Source organism: Citrobacter sp. CF971 (genome assembly GCF_006385635.1).
Taxonomy (GTDB): domain Bacteria; phylum Pseudomonadota; class Gammaproteobacteria; order Enterobacterales; family Enterobacteriaceae; genus Citrobacter; species Citrobacter freundii.
Map to the genome: position 1 here is coordinate 4,263,841 of NZ_CP041051.1, position 24,907 is coordinate 4,288,747.

Here is a 24,907-nt window from a genome sequence, read left to right on the forward strand (position 1 = left end):
TAAAATGAATGGTTCCGATTTTTCTCCACCGGGAGGCCTTATGAATCGCTGGGAAAACATTCAGCTCACCCACGAAAATCGACTGGCGCCACGCGCATATTTTTTCTCTTACGACTCCGTTGTGCAGGCTCGCTCGTTTGCCCGCGAAACCAGCAGCCTCTTTCAGTTGCTGAGCGGTCAGTGGAATTTCCAGTTCTTTGAGCATCCGCTGCAGGTGCCGGAAGCCTTTACGTCGCAGTTTATGAGCGACTGGGGCAACATCACCGTACCCGGTATGTGGCAGATGGAAGGGCACGGCAAGCTGCAGTATACCGACGAAGGTTTTCCTTTCCCGATTGATGTCCCCTACGTACCGACCAATAACCCCACCGGAGCCTACCAGCGTATTTTCTCTCTCAGCGAAGGCTGGCAGGGTAAACAGACGCTGATTAAATTTGATGGCGTAGAAACCTACTTCGAAGTTTACGTGAATGGTCAGTACGTTGGCTTCAGCAAAGGCAGTCGCCTGACGGCCGAGTTTGATATCAGCGCGGTGGTGAAAACAGGTGACAACCTGCTGTGCGTTCGCGTCATGCAATGGGCTGATTCCACCTACATTGAAGACCAGGATATGTGGTGGTCGGCGGGAATTTTCCGCGACGTCTATCTGGTCGGCAAACAGGCGACTCATATCCAGGATTTTACCGTTCGTACCGATTTCGATGATGACTATCGCGATGCCACCCTCTCCTGCGACATCGTGCTGGAAAACATCGCCTCCACACCAACGATGGCATCGCTCGAATACACTTTGTTTGACGGTGAGCAGACGCTGCATAGCGGTGTGATTAACGCTCTGACGGTGGATAAACTCACCCGCACCGCGTTCAATTTCAAGGTCAGCGCACCACAGCAGTGGTCGGCGGAATCGCCGTATCTCTATCATCTGGTAATGACCCTGAGAGATGCCAGCGGCAACATCCTTGAGGTTGTGCCGCAGCGCGTCGGATTCCGCGATATCAACGTTCGCAACGGTCTGTTTTACATCAATAACCGCTATGTCATGCTGCATGGCGTCAACCGTCATGATAACGATCATCTCAAGGGTCGCGCGGTCGGTATGGATCGCGTGGAAAAAGATCTGCTGTTAATGAAGCAGCACAACATCAACTCCGTACGCACCGCCCATTACCCGAACGATCCACGTTTCTATGAATTGTGCGATATCTACGGTTTGTTCGTCATGGCCGAAACCGACGTTGAATCTCACGGCTTCGCTAATATCGGCGATATCAGCCGGATCACCGACGATCCGCTGTGGGAAAATGTCTACGTTGAGCGCATCGTACGCCACGTCCACGCGCAGAAAAACCACCCGTCGATCGTCATCTGGTCGCTCGGCAATGAATCCGGCTACGGCTGTAATATTCGCGCCATGTACCACGCGGCAAAAGCGCTGGATGACACGCGTCTGATCCACTACGAAGAAGATCGTGACGCCGAAGTGGTGGATATCATTTCCACCATGTACACCCGCGTACCGTTGATGAATGAGTTTGGTGAATACCCACATCCTAAACCGCGCATCATCTGCGAATATGCTCACGCAATGGGCAACGGCCCCGGCGGGCTAACGGAATATCAGAACGTCTTCTATCAGCATGATTGCATTCAGGGACACTATGTCTGGGAGTGGTGCGATCACGGGATTCAGGCCAAAGATGAAGACGGTAACGTCTGGTACAACTATGGCGGTGACTACGGCGACTACCCGAACAACTACAACTTCTGCCTTGATGGCCTGATTTATTCCGATCAAACCCCAGGCCCGGGTCTGCAAGAGTACAAGCAGGTAATTGCACCAGTGAAAGTGCGCGCGCAGGATCTGGCTCGCGGCGAGCTGCGGGTAGAAAACAAACTGTGGTTTACCACGCTTGACGACTACACCTTGCATATTGAGGTTCGCGCCGAAGGAGATACGCTCTCTGCTCAGCAGATAAAACTGCGCGACGTTCCTCCCAACAGCGATACGCTGCTGCAATGCACGTTGCCGGAGCTGGATGCGCGCGAGACGTTCCTCAACGTCACCGTGACGAAAGATTCCCGCACGTTATACAGCGAAGCCGGGCATCACATCGCGACTTATCAGTTCCCGCTGAAGGCCAGAACGGTGACTGCCGTACCGTTCAGTCTGCAAAACGCCACCCCTTTGACGCTGGAAGAGAACCGCCAGAGCTGCACCGTTCGCGGTTATAACTTCCATCTGACGTTCTCAAAGCTGACCGGTAAACCCATTAGCTGGAACGTCAATGGTGAAGAGCTGATTACCCGCGAGCCGAAGATTAATTTCTTCAAACCAACCATAGATAACCACAAGCAAGAGTTCGAAGGCCTCTGGCAGCCAAATCATATACAGATAATGCAGGAGCATCTGCGCGACTTTACCTTTGAGCAAACCGAAGATGCGCTGCTGATAACCAGCCAGACGATTATCGCCCCGCCGGTATTTGATTTCGGTATGCGCTGCACCTATCGCTGGCGGATTGCCGCAGACGGTCAGTTGAATGTGGAGCTTTCCGGCCAGCCTTACGGCGAGTACCGGGATATTATTCCTTGCATCGGCTTCACGATGGGCATCAGCGGTGATTTGGGACAGGTGGCCTGGTACGGACGTGGTCCTGGTGAAAACTATGCCGATAGTCAGCAGGCCAACATCATCGACATTTGGCGCAGCAGCGTGGATGAGATGTTCGAGAATTATCCGTTCCCGCAAAACAACGGCAATCGTCAGGACGTACGTTGGGCAACGCTAACCAATCGTCACGGTAACGGTCTGCTAGTGATTCCGCAGCGCCCTGTCAATCTGAGCGCCTGGCGCTATACGCCAGAAAATATCTTTGCCGCACAGCACTGTAATGAGCTGCAGCACAGCGATGACATCACCCTCAATCTGGACCATCAGCTACTGGGCTTAGGTTCTAACTCGTGGGGAAGCGAGGTACTTGATTCCTGGCGCGTCTGGTTTACGTCATTCAGCTACGGCTTCACGTTGTTGCCGGTTTCCGGCAGTGAGTCTGGCGCTCAAACCACCGCCAACCGTGCCTTTGGCACCGGGTTCTTTTCCACGAATATGCACAGCGAGAATACAAAATGAGGATCATCGACAACTTAGAGCAGTTCCAGCAACGCTATGCTTCGGGTCGAAAATGGCAACGCTGCGTCGAGGCCATTGAAAATATTGACAATATTCAGCCAGGCGTCGCTCACTCTATCGGTGATTCTCTGAGCTACCGTGTAGAGACGGACTCTGCAACCGATGCGCTGTTTACCGGCCATCGTCGTTATTTTGAGATCCACTACTACCTGCAAGGACAGCAAAAAATAGAGTATGCCGCCAAAGAGGATCTCCAGGTGGTTGAATATTATCGCGATGAAACCGACCGCGAATATTTGAAAGGCTGCGGAAAAACCGTAGAAGTGCACGAAGGACAAATGGTTATTTGTGACAACCATGAAGCCTATCGTTTTATCTGTAATAGCGTAGTGAAGAAAGTCGTACTCAAAGTCACCATCGAAGATGGTTATTTTCATAATAAATAAAAAACACAGGCGGCGCCGACGTTGCGCCGCCAGTACCCTATAATAATCAGGAATCGGAGATGTGCTATGTCTGATACCAAACGTAATACCATCGGCAAGTTCGGCTTACTTTCACTCACCTTTGCCGCGGTTTATAGTTTTAATAACGTTATCAACAATAATATTGAGCTTGGTCTGGCATCCGCACCGATGTTTTTCCTCGCGACAATTTTCTACTTTATTCCATTCTGCTTAATCATCGCCGAATTTGTTTCGCTGAATAAAAACTCCGAAGCCGGTGTCTACGCATGGGTGAAAAGCTCGCTGGGCGGGCGCTGGGCCTTTATTACCGCCTACACCTACTGGTTCGTTAACCTGTTCTTTTTTACCTCGTTACTCCCGCGCGTTATCGCCTATGCCTCGTACGCATTTTTAGGCTACGAATACATTCTGACGCCGTTCGCCACAACCGTGTTAAGTATGGTGCTGTTTGCCTTCTCGACCTGGGTTTCGACCAACGGCGCAAAAATGCTGGGGCCGATTACCTCCGTCACCTCCACGTTAATGCTGCTGCTGACGCTGTCCTACATTTTACTGGCGGGTACTGCGTTGGTGGGCGGCGTGCAGCCTGCTGACCCCATCACCGTTGATGCAATGATCCCGAATTTTAACTGGGCGTTCCTCGGTATTACCACCTGGATATTCATGGCGGCAGGCGGCGCGGAGTCCGTGGCGGTATATGTCAACGACGTCAAGGGCGGGTCAAAATCGTTCGTGAAGGTCATTATCATTGCCGGGATTTTTATCGGCGTGCTTTATTCCATCTCCTCGGTGCTGATCAACGTCTTCGTCAGCAGCAAAGAGCTGAAGTTTACCGGTGGATCGGTGCAGGTATTCCACGGTCTGGCGGCATACTTTGGCCTGCCGGAACTGATCGTTAACCGCTTTGTCGGCCTGGTCTCCTTTACCGCGATGTTCGGCTCTCTGCTGATGTGGACCGCAACGCCGGTGAAGATCTTCTTCTCTGAAATTCCGGCGGGTATTTTCGGTAAAAAAACCGTCGAACTGAATGAAAACGGCGTACCGGCCCGCGCAGCGTGGATCCAGTTTCTGATCGTTATCCCGCTGATGATTATCCCAACGCTCGGTTCCAATACCGTGCAAGACTTAATGAACACCATCATCAACATGACCGCCGCCGCATCGATGCTGCCGCCGCTGTTTATTATGCTGGCCTACCTGAATCTGCGCGCAAAACTGGACCACTTACCGCGCGACTTCCGTATGGGTTCGCAAAAAACCGGCATTATTGTGGTATCAATGCTGATCGTCCTGTTCACCATCGGATTTATTGCCTCTACCTTCCCGAGCGGCGGGAATATCATAACCATTATTTTCTATAACGTCGGTGGGATTGTTATTTTCCTCGGTTTTGCCTGGTGGAAATACAGTAAATACATCAAAGGGCTAACTAAAGAAGAAAAAGCTATTGAGGCTGCTCCCGCTTCAAATATCAATTAATGACTAAAACATAATAACAATAAACAATATTCTCCAAGGCTATAACCAAAATAATTCGAGTTGCATGAAGGCGGCAAGTGAGTGAATTCCCAGGAGCATAGATAACTATGTGACTGGGGTGAACGAACGTAGCTAACGCACATGCAGCTTGAAGTATGAAGGGTATATAACAATAAAAATTATATTTTATTTGCTTAGGATCGAAGCATGAATAACATTAGCCATTATTGCAGGGCAATTATTGCCCTGCCCTTTTTCTGCGTCTCTTCTGTGGGTGCAGAAGAAGTTCGCCCTGCTGAACACGACGATACGAAAACACCTGCCATAACCTCCCCCTCTTTTCGTTTTTATGGCGAATTAGGCATGGGTGGATATATGGATTTAGAAGGAAAAGATAAGCATAAATACAGCGACGGTACTTACATTGAAGGTGGCCTGGAGATAAAACACGGTTCATGGTTTGGTCTGATCTACGGCGAGGGCTGGACCGTGCAGGCCGACCATCAAGGCAATGCCTGGGTTCCTGACCATAGCTGGGGCGGATTCGAAGGCGGGATCAACCGCTTTTACGGTGGTTACCGTACCGATGCAGGAACAGAGGTGATGCTCAGCCTGCGCCAGGACTCCTCGCTGGATGACCTGCAGTGGTGGGGGGATTTCACGCCAGACCTGGGCTACGTTATTCCGAATACCCGAGACATCATGACCGCCATTAAGGTGCAAAATCTAACCGGCCCTTTGCGCTATAGCGTGACCGCTACACCCGCCGGACATCACGATGAAAGCAAAGCCTGGTTGCACTTTGGTAAATACGATCGCTACGACGATAAATATACCTATCCGGCCATGATGAACGGTTACATCCAGTACGACCTGACTGAAGGCGTAACCTGGATGAACGGTCTGGAGATAACGGACGGTACCGGACAGCTGTTCCTGACCGGCATCCTCTCGCCCAACTTCGCCGCCCGCGCGTGGCACCACACGGGTCGCGCCGACGGGCTGGATGTATCCGGCACCGAGACCGGCTATATGGTCAGCGCGATGTATGAAGCGCTAAAAGGCGTTTACCTCTCCACCGCATATAGCTACGCCAAACACCGACCAGATCGCGCCGAGGAAGAAACCACGTCCTTTATGCAGTTCGGTATCTGGTATGAATACGGCGGCGGACGTTTCGCTACCGCCTTCGACAGCCGGTTCTATATGCAGAATGCATCTGGTGACCCGAGCGACCAAATCTTCCTGATGCAATATTTCTATTGGTAACAAGGACCGGAACCCATGAATATCAAACCTCTTCTTACGCCGCTGGCCTGCCTCCTGCTGATGAACGTCTCTGCACATGCCGCCAGCGTTAATGACTTCAAAAACATCATTAATCGCACCGGTGCGCCGGACTACATGCATGACTACGATCACGACGACCACCAGCGTTTTAATCCATTTTTCGACCTCGGATCATGGCACGGGCATCTGTTGCCAGATGGCCCCGCAACAATGGGCGGCTTTCCTGGCGTCGCACTGCTGACCGAAGAGTACATCAACTTTATGGCCAATAATTTTGACCGGCTGACGGTGTATCAGCACGGTAAAAAGGTCGATTTTGCCCTCGAGGCTTACAGCATTCCCGGGGCGCTGGTACAGAAATTGTCATCAAAAGATGTACAGGTAGAGATGACGCTACGCTTCGCCAGTCCGCGCACTTCGCTGCTGGAAACCAAAATCACCAGCAACTCGCCGCTGGATCTGGTGTGGGACGGCGAACTGCTGGAAAAACTGGAGGCAAAAGAGGGAAAAGCCCTGTCGGATAAAACCATTGATGGCGAGTTCCCTGGCTATCAGCGCAAAATCACCGCCACGCACGACGGCCTGAAAGTCACCTTCGGCAAGGTGCGTTCAACCTGGGATCTGCTCACCTCCGGCGAGTCGGAGTATCAGGTGCATAAATCTGTCGCCATGAAAACCACGGTTAATGGTCATCGCTTCACGGGGAAGACCCATATCAACGGTTCGACGACGATTTACACCACCTGGTCTCATCTGCTTACCGCCGAAGATGTGGCAAAAGAGCAGCCGCAGATCCGCGATATTCTGGCGCGTCCTTCTTCTTACATGCTCGCCTCGCAGCAGCGCTGGGACGACTATCTCAAGAAAGGCTTAAACAACCCGGACGCCACGCCAGAACAAACCCGAGTGGCGGTGAAGGCGATCGAAACGCTGAACGGTAACTGGCGCTCGCCGGGTGGCGCGGTAAAACACAATACCGTGACGCCGTCGGTTACCGGCCGTTGGTTCTCCGGCAACCAGACCTGGCCGTGGGATACCTGGAAGCAGGCCTTCGCCATGGCGCACTTTAACCCGGAGATCGCCAAAGAGAACATTCGCGCCGTCTTTTCATGGCAGATTAAACCCGGCGATCCCGTTCGCCCGCAGGACGCCGGATTCATTCCCGACCTGATTGCCTGGAACCTTAGCCCCGAGCGCGGCGGCGACGGCGGCAACTGGAACGAGCGTAACACCAAGCCAAGCCTGGCTGCCTGGTCGGTAATGGAAGTCTACAACGTCACCAAGGATAAGGCCTGGCTCGAAGAGATGTATCCAAAGCTGGTTGCATATCACGACTGGTGGCTGCGAAACCGCGATCATAACGGCAACGGCGTACCGGAATACGGCGCGACCCGCGATAAAGCCCACAATACCGACAGCGGTGAAATGCTGTTTACGGTGAAAAATGGCGACAAGGAAGAAACCCTTTCCGGACTGAAAAACTACGCCAACATCACCAGTAAAGGCCAGTATGACAGCCTCGAGATCCCAGCACAGGTTGCTGCTTCCTGGGAATCCGGGCGTGACGATGCGGCAGTCTTTGGTTTTATCGACAAAGAGCAACTGGATAAATACGTCGCTAACGGTGGGAAACGCAGCGACTGGGTGGTGAAATTTGCCGAAAACCGCAGTAACGACGGTAAGTTGCTGGGTTACTCGCTGCTGCAGGAATCGGTCGATCAGGCCAGCTATATGTACAGCGACAACCATTATCTGGCGGAGATGGCGACCCTGCTCGGTAAACACAAAGAAGCGCAGCGCTACCGCCAGCTGGCGCAAAAACTGGCGGATTACATCAATACCTGCATGTTCGACCCAGACACCCGATTCTTCTATGACGTGAGGATCGAAGATACCCCGTTGACCAACGGCTGTGCGGGTAAACCAATCGTCGAACGTGGCAAAGGGCCGGAAGGCTGGTCGCCGCTGTTTAACGGGGCGGCAACGCAGCCCCATGCGGATGCGGTGGTTAAGGTGATGCTCGATCCCAAAGAGTTCAACACCTTTGTCCCGCTTGGTACTGCAGCGCTAACCAACCCCGCCTTCGGCGCGGACATCTACTGGCGCGGGCGCGTCTGGGTGGATCAGTTCTGGTTTGGGCTAAAAGGGATGGAGCGTTATGGCTATCGCGATGAAGCGTTAAAACTGGCGGATACCTTCTTCAGCCACGCCAAAGGCCTCACCGCAGACGGTCCGATTCAGGAGAACTATAACCCGTTGACTGGCGCACAACAGGGCGCGCCGAACTTCTCCTGGAGCGCGGCACATCTCTATATGCTGTATAACGATTTTCTTAAAAAACAGTAATCTGTGACATACCGCCGGATGGTGCTTCGCTTATCCGGCCTACAAAGACACATTTTCACAGGCCGGATTAGGTGCTTGCACCGATATCCGGCAAATTCATTCTCTGGCTCCACTCCTTTTTTGAATCCCATCACAATCACGGCATTCCCCTTTTCCCTTTTACGCGGCGACGGCTAAATTAGAACTCATCCGACCACATAACAATAATTTTACATACTGGACACCTTTATGAGCTATCCGTCGCTGTTCGCCCCGCTCGATTTAGGCTTCACCACGCTTAAAAACCGCGTGCTGATGGGTTCAATGCATACCGGGCTGGAGGAGTATCCCGACGGTGCAGAACGGCTGGCCGCGTTCTACGCCGAGCGCGCTCGTCACGGCGTAGCGTTAATTGTGAGCGGAGGCATTGCGCCTGCGCTTTCCGGCGTGGGGATGGAAGGCGGCGCGATGCTCAACGACAGCAGCCAGCTTGCACACCATCGTGTCATTACCGATGCCGTGCATGACGAAGGCGGCAAAATCGCCCTGCAAATCCTGCACACCGGGCGTTACAGCTACCAGCCGCATCTGGTAGCCCCATCTGCTATTCAGGCCCCCATTAACCGCTTTACGCCACATGAGCTGACGCACGATGAAGTGCTGCAGTTGATTGAAGATTTTGCCCATTGCGCCCAACTGGCGCGGGAAGCGGGCTACGATGGCGTAGAAGTGATGGGGTCGGAAGGGTATCTCATCAACGAATTCCTGACTCTGCGTACCAACCAGCGCGATGACCAATGGGGCGGTGAGTATGCCAACCGGATGCGTTTTGCCGTTGAGGTGGTGAGAGCGGTACGTCAGCGTGCCGGTAATGACTTTATAATTATCTTCCGCCTGTCGATGCTCGATCTGGTAGAAAACGGCGGAACCTTCGACGAAACCGTCCAGCTGGCGCAGGCGATAGAAGCCGCCGGGGCCACCATCATTAACACCGGTATTGGCTGGCATGAGGCGCGTATTCCCACTATCGCTACCCCGGTACCGCGCGGCGCGTTTAGTTGGGTGACGCGTAAGCTGAAAGGGCATGTGACAATCCCACTGGTCACCACCAACCGCATTAACGATCCCCAGGTCGCCGATGACATTCTGGCCCGTGGCGATGCCGATATGGTGTCGATGGCCCGTCCGTTCCTCGCCGATGCCGAACTGCTGTCAAAAGCGCAAACCGGACGAGCGGATGAGATCAACACCTGTATCGGCTGTAACCAGGCCTGTCTGGATCAGATCTTTGTCGGCAAAGTCACCTCTTGCCTGGTCAATCCGCGCGCCTGCCATGAAACCAAAATGCCGATCGTTGCGGCAGCTGTACCAAAGAATCTGGCGGTTGTCGGTGCGGGTCCTGCGGGCCTCGCCTTCGCCATTAATGCCGCCGCACGCGGGCATCACGTCACGCTGTTTGACGCACATGGCGAGATTGGCGGGCAGTTTAATATCGCCAAACAGATCCCCGGCAAAGAAGAATTCTATGAAACCCTGCGCTACTACCGCCGGATGATCGACGTGACTGGCGTGACCCTGAAGCTGAATCACTTTGTCAGCGCACACGATCTGCACACTTTCGACGAAGTGATCCTTGCCAGCGGGATCGAGCCACGTATGCCGCAGATCGAGGGGATCGAACATCCAAAAGTGCTGAGCTATCTCGACGTCCTGCGCGATAAAACGCCAGTGGGCAAACGCGTAGCGATCGTTGGCTGCGGCGGGATTGGTTTTGATACAGCCATGTATCTGAGTCAACCCGGTGAAGCCACCAGCCAGAACATTGCGGAGTTCTGCGTGGAATGGGGGATCGACACCAGCCTGCAACAGCCTGGCGGCTTACGCCCGGAAGGTCCGCACTTATCCCGCAGCCCGCGCCAGATAGTGATGTTGCAGCGCAAAGCCAGCAAACCGGGGCAAGGTTTAGGTAAAACGACAGGCTGGATCCATCGCGCCACCCTGCTCTCACGCGGCGTGAAAATGATCCCGGCAGTCAGCTACCAGAAGATTGATGATGATGGGTTACACGTCGTGTTGAACGGCGAACCGGTGATCTTTAACGTGGATAACGTGGTGATTTGCGCCGGACAAGAGCCACGCCGTGAACTGGTCGATCCGCTGCACGCGGCAGGTAAAACGGTGCATCTGATCGGCGGCTGCGATGTGGCGATGGAACTGGATGCCCGACGCGCTATTGCGCAGGGGACCCGCTTAGCGCTGGAGATTTAACACGTTGTATCCCGTAGGTCGGATAAGACAACTGCGCACATCTTTGCCTGATGGCGCTACGCTTATCAGGCCTACGAGGCGGCCGGATAAGGCGTTAGCCGCTATCCGGCACAAGGTCTTAACGACGGCGACCGGTTTTGACCGCTTTTAGCACCACGAATTTATTATTGGTGGCGATGGTTACGCAGTTGCCGAAAATCTTCTTCAACTTGTGGAAGTAGTCGAGGTGACGGTTAGCCACAATGTACAGCTCACCGTTGATTTTCAGGCAGCGGCGGGCGTGGTGGAACATCTCCCAGGCGATATTATCGGTCAGCGCATGCTTCTGGTGGAACGGAGGGTTGCAGAACACCGCGTTGAAGCGGAACGGTTCTACGCCGGAGAGCGCGTTATTAATCATAAATTCGCTGCGATCCAGCGCGTCCGGCAGGTTGGTTTCCACGTTCAGACGGCTGGAAGCGACCGCCATCGGTGATTCATCAACAAACACCACGCTGGCTTCTGGGTTCTTCGCCAGCAGCGTCATGCCCAGCACGCCGTTACCGCAGCCGAGATCGACAATCTCGCCTTCCAGGTTTTCCGGCAGATGTTCCATAAAGAAACGTGCGCCGATGTCCAGCCCGGTACGGGAGAAAACGTTGGCGTGGTTGTGGATGGTCCAGTCGGTGCCTTCCAGCTTCCAGCTCAGGGTCTGGGCGGTATCGGCCAGCGCCGGTTTGGTAAAGGTGCCGTTGATCAGGCGCGCCTTTTTCCATGCCAGCGTGGTGGTGGTTGGTCCCAGCACTTTCTCAAACAGCTCCAGCGTAGAGGTGTGGATATCACGCGCTTTTGCACCGGCGATGATACGCGTCTGCGGCGTGACCACTTCACGCAGGGCGCGCAGTTGCTGCTCCAGCAGCGCCATGGTTTTTGGCAGCTTAATCAGCACCACGCCCGGCGCCTGCGGATAGTCAGCGGTACTGTCGAGGAACTTGACGCTCGACTCGGCAATATCGTTGTGACGCAGGTTCTCACGTGTGGCAAGCTCGCTGAGATAGGAGTCGCCAATGCTGTACGGCGTATGTTCCGCCAGCGCACAGCCCAGCGCGCCGAAGGTATCATTCAGGATCAGCACCGGGCCGCTAATTTCGGTATCGTCCAACTGTTGCAGCAGATATTCATCTGCAGCTTCCCACGCCAGCAGCGGGTTAACGTCATCCGTTTCCGGGAAACGTTTAAGTGACAGCGAACGGAAACCGTTGTCTATGTGGCTCATCGGCCCTCCTGAATGGTAAAATTTCGGCGTATCCCTGAAAAGGGTGCGTGAGTATACACTTTTTATACTTTATATGGGGCACTAATGAGTCAGTTGACCTATCTGCAAGGATATCCGGAGAATTTACTTTCTCAGGTGAGAACGCTGATTGCTGAGCAACGCCTGGGCGCAGTGCTGGAGAAGCGCTATCCGGGTACGCATGACTTCGCGACCGACAAAGCGCTCTGGCAATATACTCAGGATCTGAAAAATCAGTTTCTGCGTAACGCCCCGCCGCTGAATAAAGTCATGTATGACAGCAAGATCCACGTTCTGAAGAATGCGTTGGGGCTGCATACCGCCGTTTCTCGCGTGCAGGGCGGAAAGCTCAAAGCTAAAGCGGAGATCCGCGTGGCGACCGTTTTTCGCAATGCCCCCGAACCCTTTTTGCGTATGATTGTCGTTCATGAACTGGCGCATCTGAAAGAAAAAGAGCACGACAAAGCGTTTTACCAGCTGTGCTGTCATATGGAGCCTCAGTATCACCAACTGGAGTTCGATACCCGCCTGTGGTTAACGCAACAATCGTTAAAGCAAACTGCGTAGTCGCGCACTGGCTTTGTCTTCAGGGCATGCTAAATTGACGAAAGAATCCCTTTTCGCAGCCTGAAGGCCTTTATGATACGTTTCGCAGTAATTGGCACAAACTGGATCACCCGCCAGTTTGTCGATGCCGCCCATGAAACCGGCAAGTATAAGTTAACCGCAGTCTATTCTCGTAGCCTTGAGCAGGCACAGACCTTCGCCAACGATTACCCCGTCGAGCATCTGTTTACTTCGCTGGAAGCGATGGCGCAAAGCGAGGCGATCGACGCCGTCTACATCGCCAGTCCAAACTCCCTGCACTTCCCGCAGACCGAGCTGTTTTTGCGGCACAAAAAGCATGTTATTTGCGAAAAGCCACTGGCCTCCAACCTGGCGCAAGCCGAAGCCGCTATCGCCTGCGCGCGTGAAAACCAGGTCGTGCTGTTTGAAGCGTTTAAAACCGCCAGCCTGCCTAACTTCCTGCTGTTACAGCAATCGCTCCCAAAAGTTGGAAAAATCAGGAAAGCATTTATCAATTACTGCCAGTACTCCTCGCGTTACCAGCGCTATCTGGATGGTGAAAATCCGAACACGTTTAATCCGGCGTTCTCCAATGGCTCGATTATGGATATCGGTTTTTACTGCCTGGCCTCGGCGATTGCGCTATGGGGCGAACCACAGAGCGTTCAGGCCAGCGCCAGCCTGCTGGAAAGCGGCGTGGATGCCCACGGTGTGGTGGTGCTGAATTACGGTGATTTCAGCGTTACGCTCCAGCACTCAAAAGTAAGCGATTCAGTATTAGCCAGTGAAATTCAGGGCGAGTCGGGATCGCTGGTCATCGAGCATATTTCCGAATGCCAAAAAGTGTGCTTTGTTCCGCGCGGGGGAAAAACGCAGGATCTGACGACGCCTCAACACATCAATACTATGCTGTATGAGGCAGAGGCTTTTGCCCATTTGGTTGAATCCGGCGAAGTGGATCACCCGGCACTGGCCGTCAGCCGTATCACCGCTAAACTGCAAACGGAGATTCGCCGCCAGACCGGCGTGGTTTTCCCGGCAGACGAGACGGTAACCTCGCTGACTGCGTAAAAGTGTGTAAATGGAATGTTGCAGGCCATTGACTGAATGCATGGCCTGTAATATTTTGTAACCCGCAAAGGGGAGTAACTTCGTTGTCGGTTGATCGTCATTACGATGTGTGAAAAACCACATCCGGTCACCGGGCGATAACAAAGGAATACGCCATCGTATTCCTTTGTTGTTGTAAGTGAGACCTTGCCGAATGGCAAGGTCTATGCATAAAAAGCAGCGGCTAACGTCATTCGGCGTTGGCCGTTTTTTTATGCATGGGGAAATACAATGAATACTGTCGGCACACCGTTGTTATGGGGTGGCTTCGCTGTCGTAGTGGTAATTATGCTGGCCATCGACCTGCTGTTGCAGGGTCGTCGTGGCGCACATACGATGTCGATGAAACAGGCTGCGGCCTGGTCAATCGTCTGGGTAACGCTGTCGCTACTGTTTAACGCCGCCTTCTGGTGGTACCTGGCGGAAACCCAGGGCCGCGCCGTTGCCGACCCACAGGCACTGGCGTTCCTGACCGGCTATCTGATCGAAAAATCGCTGGCAGTAGATAACGTCTTTGTCTGGTTGATGCTCTTCAGCTACTTCTCAGTGCCGCCTGCGTTGCAGCGCCGGGTATTGGTGTATGGCGTGCTGGGAGCAATTGTTCTGCGTACGATCATGATCTTCGCCGGCAGCTGGCTTATCACCCAGTTTGAGTGGCTGCTGTACGTGTTCGGCGCGTTCCTGCTGTTTACCGGCGTGAAGATGGCGCTGGCGAAAGAAGATGCCTCCGGTATCGGCGACAGACCGTTAGTACGCTGGCTGCGCGGCCATTTACGCATGACCGATACCATCGAAGATGAAAAATTCTTCGTGCGTAAAAACGGTCTGCTGTTTGTCACGCCGCTGATGTTGGTGTTGATTCTGGTTGAGCTGAGCGACGTGATTTTCGCCGTCGACAGTATTCCGGCTATCTTTGCCGTTACCACCGACCCGTTCATCGTGTTGACCTCGAACCTGTTTGCTATTTTGGGGCTGCGTGCGATGTACTTCCTGCTGGCGGGCGTGGCAGAGCGTTTCTCCATGCTGAAGTACGGCTTGTCGGTCATTCTGGTGTTTATCGGTATTAAGATGCTGATCGTCGATTTCTACCATATTCCGATCGCTATCTCGTTAGGCGTGGTATTTGGCATTCTGTTTGTGACGCTAATTGTTAACGCATGGGTCAACCACCAGCACGATAAAAAGCAGCAAATACAGTAAGTTTCATATGCTAGCTGAAAAGCCCGACAGCACACTGCGTGCGTCGGGCTTTTTGTCTATCATGTCAAAATAATGTTAACCCAAAGTTATAAAATATGATCTCAGCGCGGAATCCAGTATATTTCGCTTCCAGAACCCCGTTCTTTCCTTATACTCAGCCATGCAAACATTTGCCCCATCCTGAAAGATGCGTCAACAGAACGCACAAAGGTAAGGCAACAACACAATGAAAGGATCACGACATGACTACGCAACGTTCATCGGGGCTACTCTCGCGTTTGGCGCAAGGGAGCCTGGTTAAACAAATTTTGATCGGTTTGGTACTGGGGATTTTACTGGCACTGGTGTCAAAACCTGCGGCAGAAGCCGTTGGTTTACTGGGTACGCTGTTCGTCGGCGCATTAAAAGCTGTCGCACCAATTCTGGTTCTGATGCTGGTAATGGCCTCTATCGCCAACCACCAGCACGGGCAAAAAACCAATATCCGCCCCATTCTGTTCCTTTACCTGCTCGGAACATTTTCAGCGGCATTAGCCGCCGTTGTCTTCAGCTTTGCTTTCCCATCAACACTGCATCTTTCCAGCAGCGCCAGCGATATTGTGCCACCGTCCGGCATCGTTGAAGTAATGCGTAGCCTGCTGATGAGCATGGTTTCTAACCCAGTTGATGCCCTGCTTAACGCTAACTATATTGGTATTCTGGTCTGGGCCGTCGGTCTGGGCTTTGCACTGCGCCACGGTAATGAAACGACCAAAAATCTGGTCAATGATATGTCCAACGCCGTCACCTTTATGGTAAAGCTGGTGATTCGTTTCGCGCCAATCGGTATCTTTGGTCTGGTCTCATCCACGCTGGCAACCACCGGCTTTGCAACGCTTTGGGGCTACGCCCAACTGCTGACCGTACTGGTAGGCTGTATGCTGCTGGTGGCGTTTGTGGTCAACCCACTGCTGGTCTTCTGGAAAATTCGCCGTAACCCGTATCCGCTGGTGCTGGCCTGTCTGCGCGAAAGCGGCGTGTACGCTTTCTTTACCCGCAGCTCCGCCGCCAACATTCCGGTGAATATGGCGCTATGTGAGAAGCTGAATCTGGATCGTGATACCTACTCGGTATCTATCCCGCTGGGCGCCACCATCAATATGGCGGGTGCGGCGATCACCATTACCGTGCTGACGCTGGCGGCGGTGAATACGCTGGGTATTCCGGTCGATTTACCGACGGCGCTGTTACTGAGCGTGGTGGCTTCGCTTTGCGCCTGTGGCGCATCTGGCGTGGCGGGTGGATCTCTGCTGCTGATCCCACTGGCGTGTAATATGTTCGGTATCCCGAATGATATCGCCATGCAGGTAGTTGCCGTCGGCTTTATCATCGGCGTATTGCAGGATTCCTGTGAAACGGCGCTGAACTCTTCTACAGATGTCTTGTTTACCGCGGCCGCCTGCCAGGCTGAAGACGAGCGTCTGGCAAACAACGCCCTGCGCGGCTAATCCCTGCGCCCCTCCGTCATCGGGCGGAGGGGCTCTTTTCTTGTACGCTTTTTTCAATTTTGAACGGATCAATTCCGCGTTTTTGCATCCGCCGGAAGCGAATAATGTTCAGGCCATTCATCACCAGAAAACTCCCTTCGATCATCGTCCCGCCAATCGATCCCAGCCAGAAATTATGGATAACCCAACAGGCGGTTGCGCACCACATTACGCAACGCACGGTTAACCCTTTGCAGCGAAACAGCGCCCAGGTGCTGGCCAGCGTGCCAATTATCGGTAACAGCTCCATCGCATGCTGTAATTTCGCCAGACCGAGAACCAGGGTGAGGATAATAAAAACGGTCATTACCCACAGTTTGCGGGTATGCATTGAGACAAGTGTGCGGATGGTGTTGAGTTCTGCGCTCATTCCCGCGGGCCAGGCGCCCATCAGAAAAAAATGCACGCCAATGGTGGCGCTATAGACAGCAAGTTGCAGCCGGAAGCGGCGCTCATCGCGATTGAAAAAGGTGGTAATGCCGATCAGAAAGGCGATGACACCTACGCCCTGGGCCAGCCAATACGCGGTCATGAATGATCCTTGTCAGGTAATGCAAAAACAAACGGCGCTCCATATTATGAAACGCCGTTTTTAGATTCCACCATAAACAAACTTACCCAAAAGATTTTGTGCTACAGCAAGGTGGCAAGTTCGCACATCCCCGAGAGCTTACATGAGTAAGTGACCGGGGTGGGCGAACGCAGCCAACACAGCTGTGGTGCAAAAGATGAAGGGTAATTACAACGTTACGCCGCTTTTAAAGATAGCCAGTTCCCGGAAATCGTTGCGCTCGTTGCAGGTTTGCTTACCGTTGGCGAACTCAACGATCGTATCGACAAACTCGCTCAGCAGTTGAGGCATCGCTTTACCGTGGATCAACTGTCCAGCGTCAAAATCGATCCAGTGCTTTTTCTTCGCTGCCAGCTCGCTGTTGGTGGCAATTTTCACCGTCGGTACAAAACCACCGTACGGCGTACCGCGACCTGTACTGAACAGCACCATATGACAGCCCGCGCCCGCCAGGGCACTGGTGGCGACGGCATCGTTGCCCGGTGCGCTCAGCAGGTTCAGGCCATGCGTCTTCAGACGTTCGCCGTAGCGCAGTACGTCCACCACCTGACTGGAGCCTGCTTTTTGCGTACAGCCCAGCGATTTATCTTCCAGCGTGGTGATACCGCCCGCTTTGTTGCCCGGCGATGGGTTCTCGTAGATCGGTTGGTCGTGGGCAATGAAGTACTGCTTGAAGTCATTAACCATGGTGACCAGCTTGCCGAACGTTTCTTCATCGCGGCAGTGGTCCATCAGCAGCTGCTCGGCGCCGAACATTTCCGGCACTTCGGTCAGCACTGTAGTTCCGCCGTTAGCAATCACGTAGTCGGAGAAACGGCCCAGCATCGGGTTGGCGGTAATACCGGAGAGGCCGTCAGAGCCGCCGCATTCCAGACCAAACTTCAGCTCGCCCAGCTTACCCGGTTCACGCTTATCGTGACGCATCACGTTGTACAGCTGGTGAAGATGTTCAATCCCCGCTTCCACTTCGTCTTCCTGATGCTGGCAGACCATGAAGTGAACGCGCTCAGGATCGTACTCGCCTAAGGTTTCGCGGAAGGCATCCACCTGATTGTTTTCACAGCCCAGACCAACCACCAGCACCGCACCCGCATTCGGGTGACGCACCATGTTTTGCAGCATGGTGCGGGTATTAATGTGGTCGTCGCCGAGCTGTGAACAGCCGTAGGTGTGGCTGAAGAGATGCACGCCGTCGATTCCTTCGGCGTCGTTAGTCTCTTTCAGAAAACGGTTCTGCATCTGGCGCGCCATGGCGTTAACGCAGCCTACCGTTGGCAGGATCCACAGTTCGTTGCGCACCCCAACGTCACCGTTCGCGCGTCGATAAATCTGCACATCGCGATCCGCCGGTTGTGCAACTTCCGCCTGAAAATCAGGTTGGTAGCGATACGTATCCAGGTCGCTCAGATTGGTACGCGTGTTGTGAGCATGAATATGCTCACCCGCCGCAACATCCACCAGCGTATGGCCAATTGGCAAACCGTATTTAATGACGTTTTCGCCTTTCGCAATATCGCATAAAGCGAATTTATGGCCACGAGAGACCGCCTGAAGCAGGATTACCGCCTGCCCATCAACGGTGACTTCGTTTCCTTCAGCCAAATCAGCAAGCGCAACCGCGACGTTATCCAGCGCATGGATCTTGATGTATTGCATACCTTCACCCAGGCCTTAGTTCAGTTCAATGGCGAAATAATCGCGCGCATTGTTGAAGCAAATATTTCTGACCATTTCACCCAGCAGCTGGATATCTGCCGGTGCTTCACCTGCAGCAACCCAACGGCCAATCATCTGACACAGAATGCGACGGAAGTATTCATGGCGCGTGTATGACAGGAAGCTACGGCTATCGGTCAGCATACCGACGAAACGGCTCAGCAAACCGAGCTGGGCCAGCTGCGTCATCTGACGTTCCATCCCGTCTTTCTGATCGTTGAACCACCAGCCGGAACCGAACTGCATTTTGCCCGGCATACCTTCGCCCTGGAAGTTACCGATCATAGTCCCAAGCACTTCGTTATCGCGCGGGTTCAGACAGTACAGAATGGTTTTCGGCAGCAGGTTTTGTTCATTCTGCTTGCTCAGCAGTTTGGACAGCTCTTCCGCCATCGGACGGTCGTTGATGGAGTCGAAGCCGACGTCCGCGCCGAGCAGTTTGAACTGACGCAGGTTGTTATTACGCAGCGCGCCGATGTGGTACTGCTGTACCCATTCGCGACGGGCGTATTCAGCGCCGAGGAACACCAGAACGGCGGTTTTGAACTGCGCCACTTCATGTTCACTCAGGGTTTCACCCGCCAGGCGACGCGCCAGAATGCTATCCAGCTCAGATTCGTTAGATTCGGCAAACAGCACCACGTCCAGCGCGTGGTCAGAGACTTTACAGCCGTGAGCTGCGAAGTGATCAAGACGTTTGGTCAGTGCAGCTTGCAGGTCGCTGAAGCGGCGGATATCCGTGTCAGACACTTCACCGAGCTTCGCCATGTAGTCATTAAAGGTCGCCAGCTCAATGTTAAAGGCTTTATCCGGACGCCAGCTCGGCAGCACTTTCACATCAAAGCTTCCGTCTTTAGCAACGGCCGCATGGTGCTCCAGAGAGTCGATCGGATCATCGGTAGTGCCGACCATTTTCACATTCATCTGCTGCATGATTCCGCGCGCAGAGAATTTATCCTGCGCCAGCAGCTCGTTGCACTGGTTCCAGATTTCGTCAGCCGTTGCCGGAGACAGCAGCTTACCTGTAATACCAAACGGACGACGTAATTCGAGGTGGGTCCAGTGGTACAGCGGGTTACCGATGGTGTGCGGAACCGTGGCGGCCCATGCGTCAAACTTCTCGCGATCGGACGCATCGCCGGTACACAAGCGCTCAGCGACGCCATTGGTACGCATCGCACGCCATTTGTAGTGATCACCCTTCAGCCAGATGTCATACAGGTTATTAAAACGGTAGTTTTCAGCGATTTGTTGCGGTGGTAAATGGCAGTGGTAATCGAAGATCGGCTGGTCTTTGGCATAATCATGGTACAGACGGCGGGCAAATTCGGTGTCCAGCAGGAAATCTTCAGTCATAAACGGGGTCATTATCGTCTTCCTCTCAACGAGTGCGTCAGATTGCTTATGTTTTGATGTTGACAAAGTTATCACACCAATTTCTATACGCTGAAGATATTTTCGTGAGTTAGATCAACAAATGGTGACAAAAAAATTACTCTCAAAGAGGTAAATTACGCGTCAAGCCGCGCCAGTTCTGGCTTTGCTGAATCGAAATAATGACCACACGAAGATTCACACTTTTGTGATGGCACTCACCTTTTAAAGCTGTATGACAAGTTATCTTTTGGCCGTCGCGATACATAAGCCGACGGAATGCAAATTACCGATGGATATCCATCGGATTGACCGGTACGGAAACCGAATTAGCACAATTATTGACATGGCAAAGTTCGGGGAGTACCGGCTTTTTTCGGTCCCCCCTCGTAAAAGAACATCCTCCGCCCTGAACTGGAAGATGACCGCTCGTTCGCGGACATAACAAAACGATGAGGTTTTACATGCGTAAAATTAAAGGGTTACGTTGGTACATGATTGCACTGGTGACACTTGGCACCGTGCTGGGTTACCTGACACGTAACACTGTGGCGGCAGCTGCGCCAACTCTGATGGAAGAGTTACACATCTCCACTCAACAGTATTCCTATATCATCGCAGCGTATTCTGCTGCTTACACCGTAATGCAACCCGTTGCCGGCTACGTGCTCGATGTGCTCGGCACAAAAGTGGGTTATGCGATGTTCGCCGTTCTGTGGGCCGTCTTCTGTGGCGCGACCGCACTGGCTGGCAGTTGGGGTGGACTGGCGCTGGCGCGTGGCGCGGTAGGTGCCGCTGAAGCCGCAATGATCCCTGCGGGTCTGAAAGCCAGTTCTGAATGGTTCCCGGCAAAAGAGCGTTCAATTGCCGTAGGTTACTTTAACGTCGGCTCTTCTATCGGCGCGATGATTGCTCCACCGCTGGTGGTCTGGGCCATCGTCATGCACAGCTGGCAGATGGCATTCATTATTTCCGGTGCGCTGAGCTTCATCTGGGCGATGTGCTGGCTTGTATTCTACAAACACCCGCGCGACCAGAAAAAACTGTCTGATGAGGAACGTGATTACATTCTGAATGGTCAGGAATCACAGCATAAAAACGCGACCTCGAAAAAAATGTCGCTCGGTCAGATCTTGCGTAACCGCCAGTTCTGGGGCATCGCGCTGCCGCGTTTCCTGGCAGAACCGGCCTGGGGTACCTTCAACGCCTGGATCCCGCTGTTCATGTTTAAAGTCTACGGCTTTAACCTGAAAGAAATTGCGATGTTTGCCTGGATGCCGATGCTGTTTGCTGACCTGGGCTGTATCGTTGGGGGTTACTTACCGCCGCTGTTCCAGCGCTGGTTCGGCGTTAACCTGATCGTTTCACGTAAAATGGTCGTCACCATGGGTGCATTGCTGATGATTGGCCCAGGGATGATTGGTCTGTTCACCAGCCCATACATTGCTATCGCCTTGCTGTGCGTCGGTGGCTTTGCTCACCAGGCGCTGTCCGGTGCGCTGATTACACTCTCTTCTGACGTGTTTGGTCGTAATGAAGTGGCAACGGCGAACGGTCTGACCGGTATGTCCGCCTGGCTTGCAAGTACGCTGTTTGCGCTGGTCGTCGGCGCACTGGCTGACACCATCGGCTTTAGCCCACTGTTTGCCGTACTGGCGGTATTCGACCTCCTCGGCGCGTTAGTCATCTGGACAGTATTGCAGAACAAATCGGCCAGCGAGGTAGAGTCAGAGTCGCAAACTGGCGATCCCGCTGCGCAAAGTTAACCGGACAAGATTTAACAAGGTTTTGTCATGCTAAGCCGCCAGTTATCTGGCGGCTTTTTTGACGTCGCGAGTGGAGCCGTAATCGTAAAAGTGGTATAACAAATAGAGTCTGCCGTATCATGCCTGGAGCGCATATGGAAATCACTGAACCACGACGTTTGTACCAACAACTTGCCGCTGATCTGAAAGAACGCATTGAGCAGGGCGTCTATCTGGTGGGTGAAAAACTCCCCGCTGAGCGCTTTATCGCCGATGAAAAAAATGTCAGCCGTACCGTGGTTCGTGAAGCGATTATCATGCTCGAAGTTGAGGGCTATGTAGAAGTGCGCAAAGGTTCTGGCATTCATGTCATTTCGAACCAGGCCCGTCACCAGCAGGCCACCGACGAATCGCTTGAATTCGCCAATTATGGTCCTTTCGAGCTGCTTCAGGCTCGTCAGTTGATTGAAAGCAATATCGCTGAATTTGCTGCTACGCAGGTTACCAAGCAAGACATCATGAAACTGATGGACATTCAAGAGCATGCGCGGAATGAAAAATGCTTCCGCGATTCCGAATGGGATCTGCAGTTTCATATTCAGGTCGCGCTAGCCACGCAGAACTCAGCGCTGGCCGCCATCGTAGAAAAAATGTGGACCCAGCGTAGCCACAACCCGTACTGGAAAAAACTGCATGAACATATCGACGCACGTACCGTCGATAACTGGTGTGATGACCATGATCAAATTCTCAAGGCACTGATCCGTAAGGATCCCAATGCAGCAAAATTGGCGATGTGGCAGCACCTGGAGAATACCAAAATCATGTTGTTCAACGAGACCAGCGATGATTTTGAGTTCAACGCCGATCGTTATCTTTTTGCAGAAAATCCGGTCGTTCATCTCGATACGGCGGTTAACAGCGCTAAATAAGCAATCTTTTCGATGCAGGCGCGACAAAGCGCCTGTTTCTCCTGCTTGGTAAGCATTAGGTATAAAGTGTCAGCCTGTGTAAATCCTCTCGCCTCCCTCCATTGCGATAAGCAAAATCACAGTTCAACAACCGTAATTTCTATAACGGACAACGTTGACCTTTGTTACAATTAGATGCTATTTGAATTTTTGTGTTTGAGAGCTTGCTTACTTCACAACTTTACAGGGAATAGTTCAGGCCGTGAATTTGTGTCAGACCGCGATCCATGTAAAAAACACCAATAAAATTGCGGCGTTACAAACTCCAGAAAACCGGCATGACGACAACCGATTCTCCAGGAATATTGAATGGAACTACTGACTCAATTACTGAATGCTTTATGGGCTCAGGATTTTGAAACGCTGGCCAATCCTTCCATGATTGGCATGCTCTATTTCGTACTATTTACCATTTTGTTTCTGGAAAACGGACTGCTGCCAGCGGCCTTTTTACCTGGCGACAGTCTACTGGTGCTGGTCGGCGTACTTATCGCCAAAGGCGCGATGGGTTTCCCGCAAACGGTACTGCTGCTCACTACCGCAGCCAGCCTGGGTTGCTGGCTTAGCTATATCCAGGGGCGATGGCTGGGGAATACCCGCACAGTACAAAACTGGCTATCTCATCTGCCCGCGCATTACCATCAGCGCGCGCATCATCTGTTCCATAAGCATGGCTTGTCTGCGCTGCTGGTCGGTCGCTTCATCGCGTTTGTCAGAACATTACTGCCGACCATCGCAGGGTTGTCCGGCCTGAACAATGCGCGCTTTCAGTTCTTCAACTGGATGAGTGGGCTGCTTTGGGTTTTGATTCTCACAACGCTTGGTTATCTGCTGGGCAAAACGCCGGTGTTTCTCAAGTATGAAGATCAGCTGATGTCTTGTCTGATGCTGCTTCCTGTGGTGTTACTGGTGTTTGGTCTGGCAGGTTCACTGGTTGTTCTTTGGAAGAAGAAATACGGGAACCGAGGGTAAATTATGCTGAAATCATGCATAACGCTCCGACGACTTGCCTGGTCCACCACTTTTATGTTGTTCATTGGCGCGTTGCTCCTGACCTGGTCTGTCATTCGCCAGCAGGAATCAACACTCGCCATTCGTGCCGTAAACCAGGGAGCCAGCATGCCTGATGGCTTCTCTATCTGGCATCACCTGGATGCCAACGGCATTCGTTTTAAAAGCATCACTCCGCAGAATGACGCACTGCTGATTACCTTTGATTCCAGCGCGCAGAGCGCAGCCGCAAAGGTCGTGCTGGACCGAACGTTACCGCACGGTTTCGTTATCGCTCAGCAGGATGATGATAACCAGGCGGTGCAGTGGTTATCCCGCTTACGTGATACTCCACACCGCTTTGGTTAATTTCCAGGAATCTGAATTAGATCACTCACTTTGGTGATTTCATCGTTTAGCGCCTATGATTAATAAACTGGGCTTATGACCCAACGTTTTATTATTCTGGAGCATCGACCCTAAACGACGAGGTCGAATCACAATGGAAGGTTCAAGAATGAAATACCGCATCGCTTTGGCAATTAGCCTTTTCGCTCTAAGTGCCGGCAGCTACGCCAACACCCTCTGTCAGGAAAAAGAACAAGACATTCAGCGGGAGATTAGCTATGCCGAAAAACACAATAATCAGAGCCGCATCAATGGGCTGAACAAAGCGCTGAGCGAAGTCAGGGCAAACTGTACTGACAGCAAACTGCGCGCCAACCATCAGAAAAAAATCGCCGAGCAGAAAAATGAGATTGCCGAGCGTCAACGTGACTTAGCCGAAGCTAAGCAAAAAGGCGATGCGGATAAGGTAGCAAAGCGCGAACACAAGCTTGCTGAAGCTCAGAAAGAGCTAAAAGAACTCGAAACCCGCGATTACTAAGTACGGTAACTAGCCA

General features: G+C 52.8%; 19 protein-coding genes. 15 read left to right on the top strand and 4 right to left on the bottom strand.

What is annotated here, in order from left to right; all coding sequences use genetic code 11:
• The first annotated feature begins 40 nt into the window (after window positions 1–40).
• From ebgA to E6P06_RS24135, 6 genes are all read left to right on the top strand, one after another.
• Window positions 41–3,133 carry a beta-galactosidase subunit alpha gene (gene ebgA / locus E6P06_RS24110; protein WP_139935799.1) on the top strand — a complete coding sequence of 1,031 codons (3,093 nt, stop codon included), beginning with the start codon at window positions 41–43 and terminating at the stop codon, window positions 3,131–3,133.
• Window positions 3,130–3,579, top strand: a complete 450-nt coding sequence (locus E6P06_RS24115) for a beta-galactosidase subunit beta (RefSeq protein WP_003024776.1) — start codon at window positions 3,130–3,132, stop codon at window positions 3,577–3,579. The genes ebgA and E6P06_RS24115 overlap by 4 nt, the downstream gene beginning before the upstream one ends.
• A 66-nt stretch (window positions 3,580–3,645) precedes the next feature.
• A complete protein-coding gene (locus tag E6P06_RS24120) occupies window positions 3,646–5,079 on the top strand; it encodes an amino acid permease (protein ID WP_003846220.1) in 1,434 nt (477 codons plus the stop codon).
• Between the two features lie 207 nt (window positions 5,080–5,286).
• The gene (gene ygjJ, locus E6P06_RS24125; RefSeq protein WP_048232835.1) at window positions 5,287–6,348 is read left to right on the top strand and encodes a protein YgjJ; all 1,062 of its coding nucleotides are present in this window, start codon (window positions 5,287–5,289) and stop codon (window positions 6,346–6,348) included.
• A gap of 15 nt (window positions 6,349–6,363) precedes the next feature.
• Window positions 6,364–8,715: an alpha-glucosidase gene (ygjK, locus tag E6P06_RS24130; RefSeq protein WP_044713668.1), complete on the top strand. Its 2,352-nt coding sequence runs from the start codon at window positions 6,364–6,366 to the stop codon at window positions 8,713–8,715.
• Window positions 8,716–8,943: 228 nt separating this feature from the next.
• Window positions 8,944–10,962 carry an NADPH-dependent 2,4-dienoyl-CoA reductase gene (locus E6P06_RS24135; RefSeq protein ID WP_139935800.1) on the top strand — a complete coding sequence of 673 codons (2,019 nt, stop codon included), beginning with the start codon at window positions 8,944–8,946 and terminating at the stop codon, window positions 10,960–10,962.
• 118 nt (window positions 10,963–11,080) lie between these two features.
• Here the strand turns inward: E6P06_RS24135 and rlmG are convergent, their stop codons facing one another.
• Entirely contained in the window at window positions 11,081–12,217 is a 1,137-nt protein-coding gene (gene rlmG / locus E6P06_RS24140) for a 23S rRNA (guanine(1835)-N(2))-methyltransferase RlmG (RefSeq protein ID WP_003024789.1), read from the bottom strand.
• Window positions 12,218–12,301: 84 nt separating this feature from the next.
• Here rlmG and E6P06_RS24145 point away from each other — a divergent pair, with 84 nt between their 5' ends.
• The 4 genes from E6P06_RS24145 (at window position 12,302) to sstT (ending at window position 16,599) form a co-directional block, all read left to right on the top strand.
• Window positions 12,302–12,802 carry a M48 family metallopeptidase gene (locus E6P06_RS24145; RefSeq protein WP_044700945.1) on the top strand — a complete coding sequence of 167 codons (501 nt, stop codon included), beginning with the start codon at window positions 12,302–12,304 and terminating at the stop codon, window positions 12,800–12,802.
• A 72-nt stretch (window positions 12,803–12,874) separates the two neighbouring features.
• Window positions 12,875–13,873 (top strand): Gfo/Idh/MocA family protein, encoded by a 999-nt coding sequence (locus E6P06_RS24150; RefSeq protein WP_049001658.1) that lies wholly within the window; start codon window positions 12,875–12,877, stop codon window positions 13,871–13,873.
• A gap of 270 nt (window positions 13,874–14,143) precedes the next feature.
• Window positions 14,144–15,112: a TerC family protein gene (locus tag E6P06_RS24155; RefSeq protein ID WP_003828551.1), complete on the top strand. Its 969-nt coding sequence runs from the start codon at window positions 14,144–14,146 to the stop codon at window positions 15,110–15,112.
• A 242-nt stretch (window positions 15,113–15,354) separates the two neighbouring features.
• Window positions 15,355–16,599, top strand: coding sequence for a serine/threonine transporter SstT (gene sstT / locus E6P06_RS24160; protein WP_049001660.1), 1,245 nt, complete (start codon window positions 15,355–15,357; stop codon window positions 16,597–16,599).
• Between the two features lie 16 nt (window positions 16,600–16,615).
• On the opposite strand, the gene E6P06_RS24165 is transcribed toward sstT, so the two are convergent.
• The 3 genes from E6P06_RS24165 to uxaC form a co-directional block, all read right to left on the bottom strand.
• On the bottom strand, window positions 16,616–17,170 hold the full coding sequence (locus E6P06_RS24165) for a YgjV family protein (RefSeq protein WP_003024807.1): 555 nt from the start codon (window positions 17,168–17,170) through the stop codon (window positions 16,616–16,618).
• Window positions 17,171–17,377: 207 nt separating this feature from the next.
• Window positions 17,378–18,865 (bottom strand): UxaA family hydrolase, encoded by a 1,488-nt coding sequence (locus tag E6P06_RS24170; RefSeq protein WP_139935801.1) that lies wholly within the window; start codon window positions 18,863–18,865, stop codon window positions 17,378–17,380.
• Window positions 18,866–18,880: 15 nt separating this feature from the next.
• Window positions 18,881–20,293 (bottom strand): glucuronate isomerase, encoded by a 1,413-nt coding sequence (gene uxaC / locus E6P06_RS24175; protein WP_003024811.1) that lies wholly within the window; start codon window positions 20,291–20,293, stop codon window positions 18,881–18,883.
• Window positions 20,294–20,763: 470 nt separating this feature from the next.
• Between uxaC and E6P06_RS24180 the strand changes: the two genes are divergently transcribed.
• The 5 genes from E6P06_RS24180 (at window position 20,764) to E6P06_RS24200 (ending at window position 24,891) form a co-directional block, all read left to right on the top strand.
• Window positions 20,764–22,065 (top strand): MFS transporter, encoded by a 1,302-nt coding sequence (locus E6P06_RS24180; RefSeq protein ID WP_003024814.1) that lies wholly within the window; start codon window positions 20,764–20,766, stop codon window positions 22,063–22,065.
• Window positions 22,066–22,199: 134 nt separating this feature from the next.
• Window positions 22,200–22,976, top strand: coding sequence for a transcriptional regulator ExuR (gene exuR / locus E6P06_RS24185; protein ID WP_003024817.1), 777 nt, complete (start codon window positions 22,200–22,202; stop codon window positions 22,974–22,976).
• Between the two features lie 348 nt (window positions 22,977–23,324).
• Window positions 23,325–23,987 (top strand): DedA family general envelope maintenance protein YqjA, encoded by a 663-nt coding sequence (gene yqjA, locus E6P06_RS24190; protein WP_003024820.1) that lies wholly within the window; start codon window positions 23,325–23,327, stop codon window positions 23,985–23,987.
• 18 nt (window positions 23,988–24,005) lie between these two features.
• A complete protein-coding gene (gene mzrA / locus E6P06_RS24195; RefSeq protein ID WP_162838710.1) occupies window positions 24,006–24,374 on the top strand; it encodes an EnvZ/OmpR regulon moderator MzrA in 369 nt (122 codons plus the stop codon).
• A gap of 148 nt (window positions 24,375–24,522) precedes the next feature.
• On the top strand, window positions 24,523–24,891 hold the full coding sequence (locus tag E6P06_RS24200; protein ID WP_003024825.1) for a DUF1090 domain-containing protein: 369 nt from the start codon (window positions 24,523–24,525) through the stop codon (window positions 24,889–24,891).
• The last annotated feature ends 16 nt before the right edge of the window (window positions 24,892–24,907 follow it).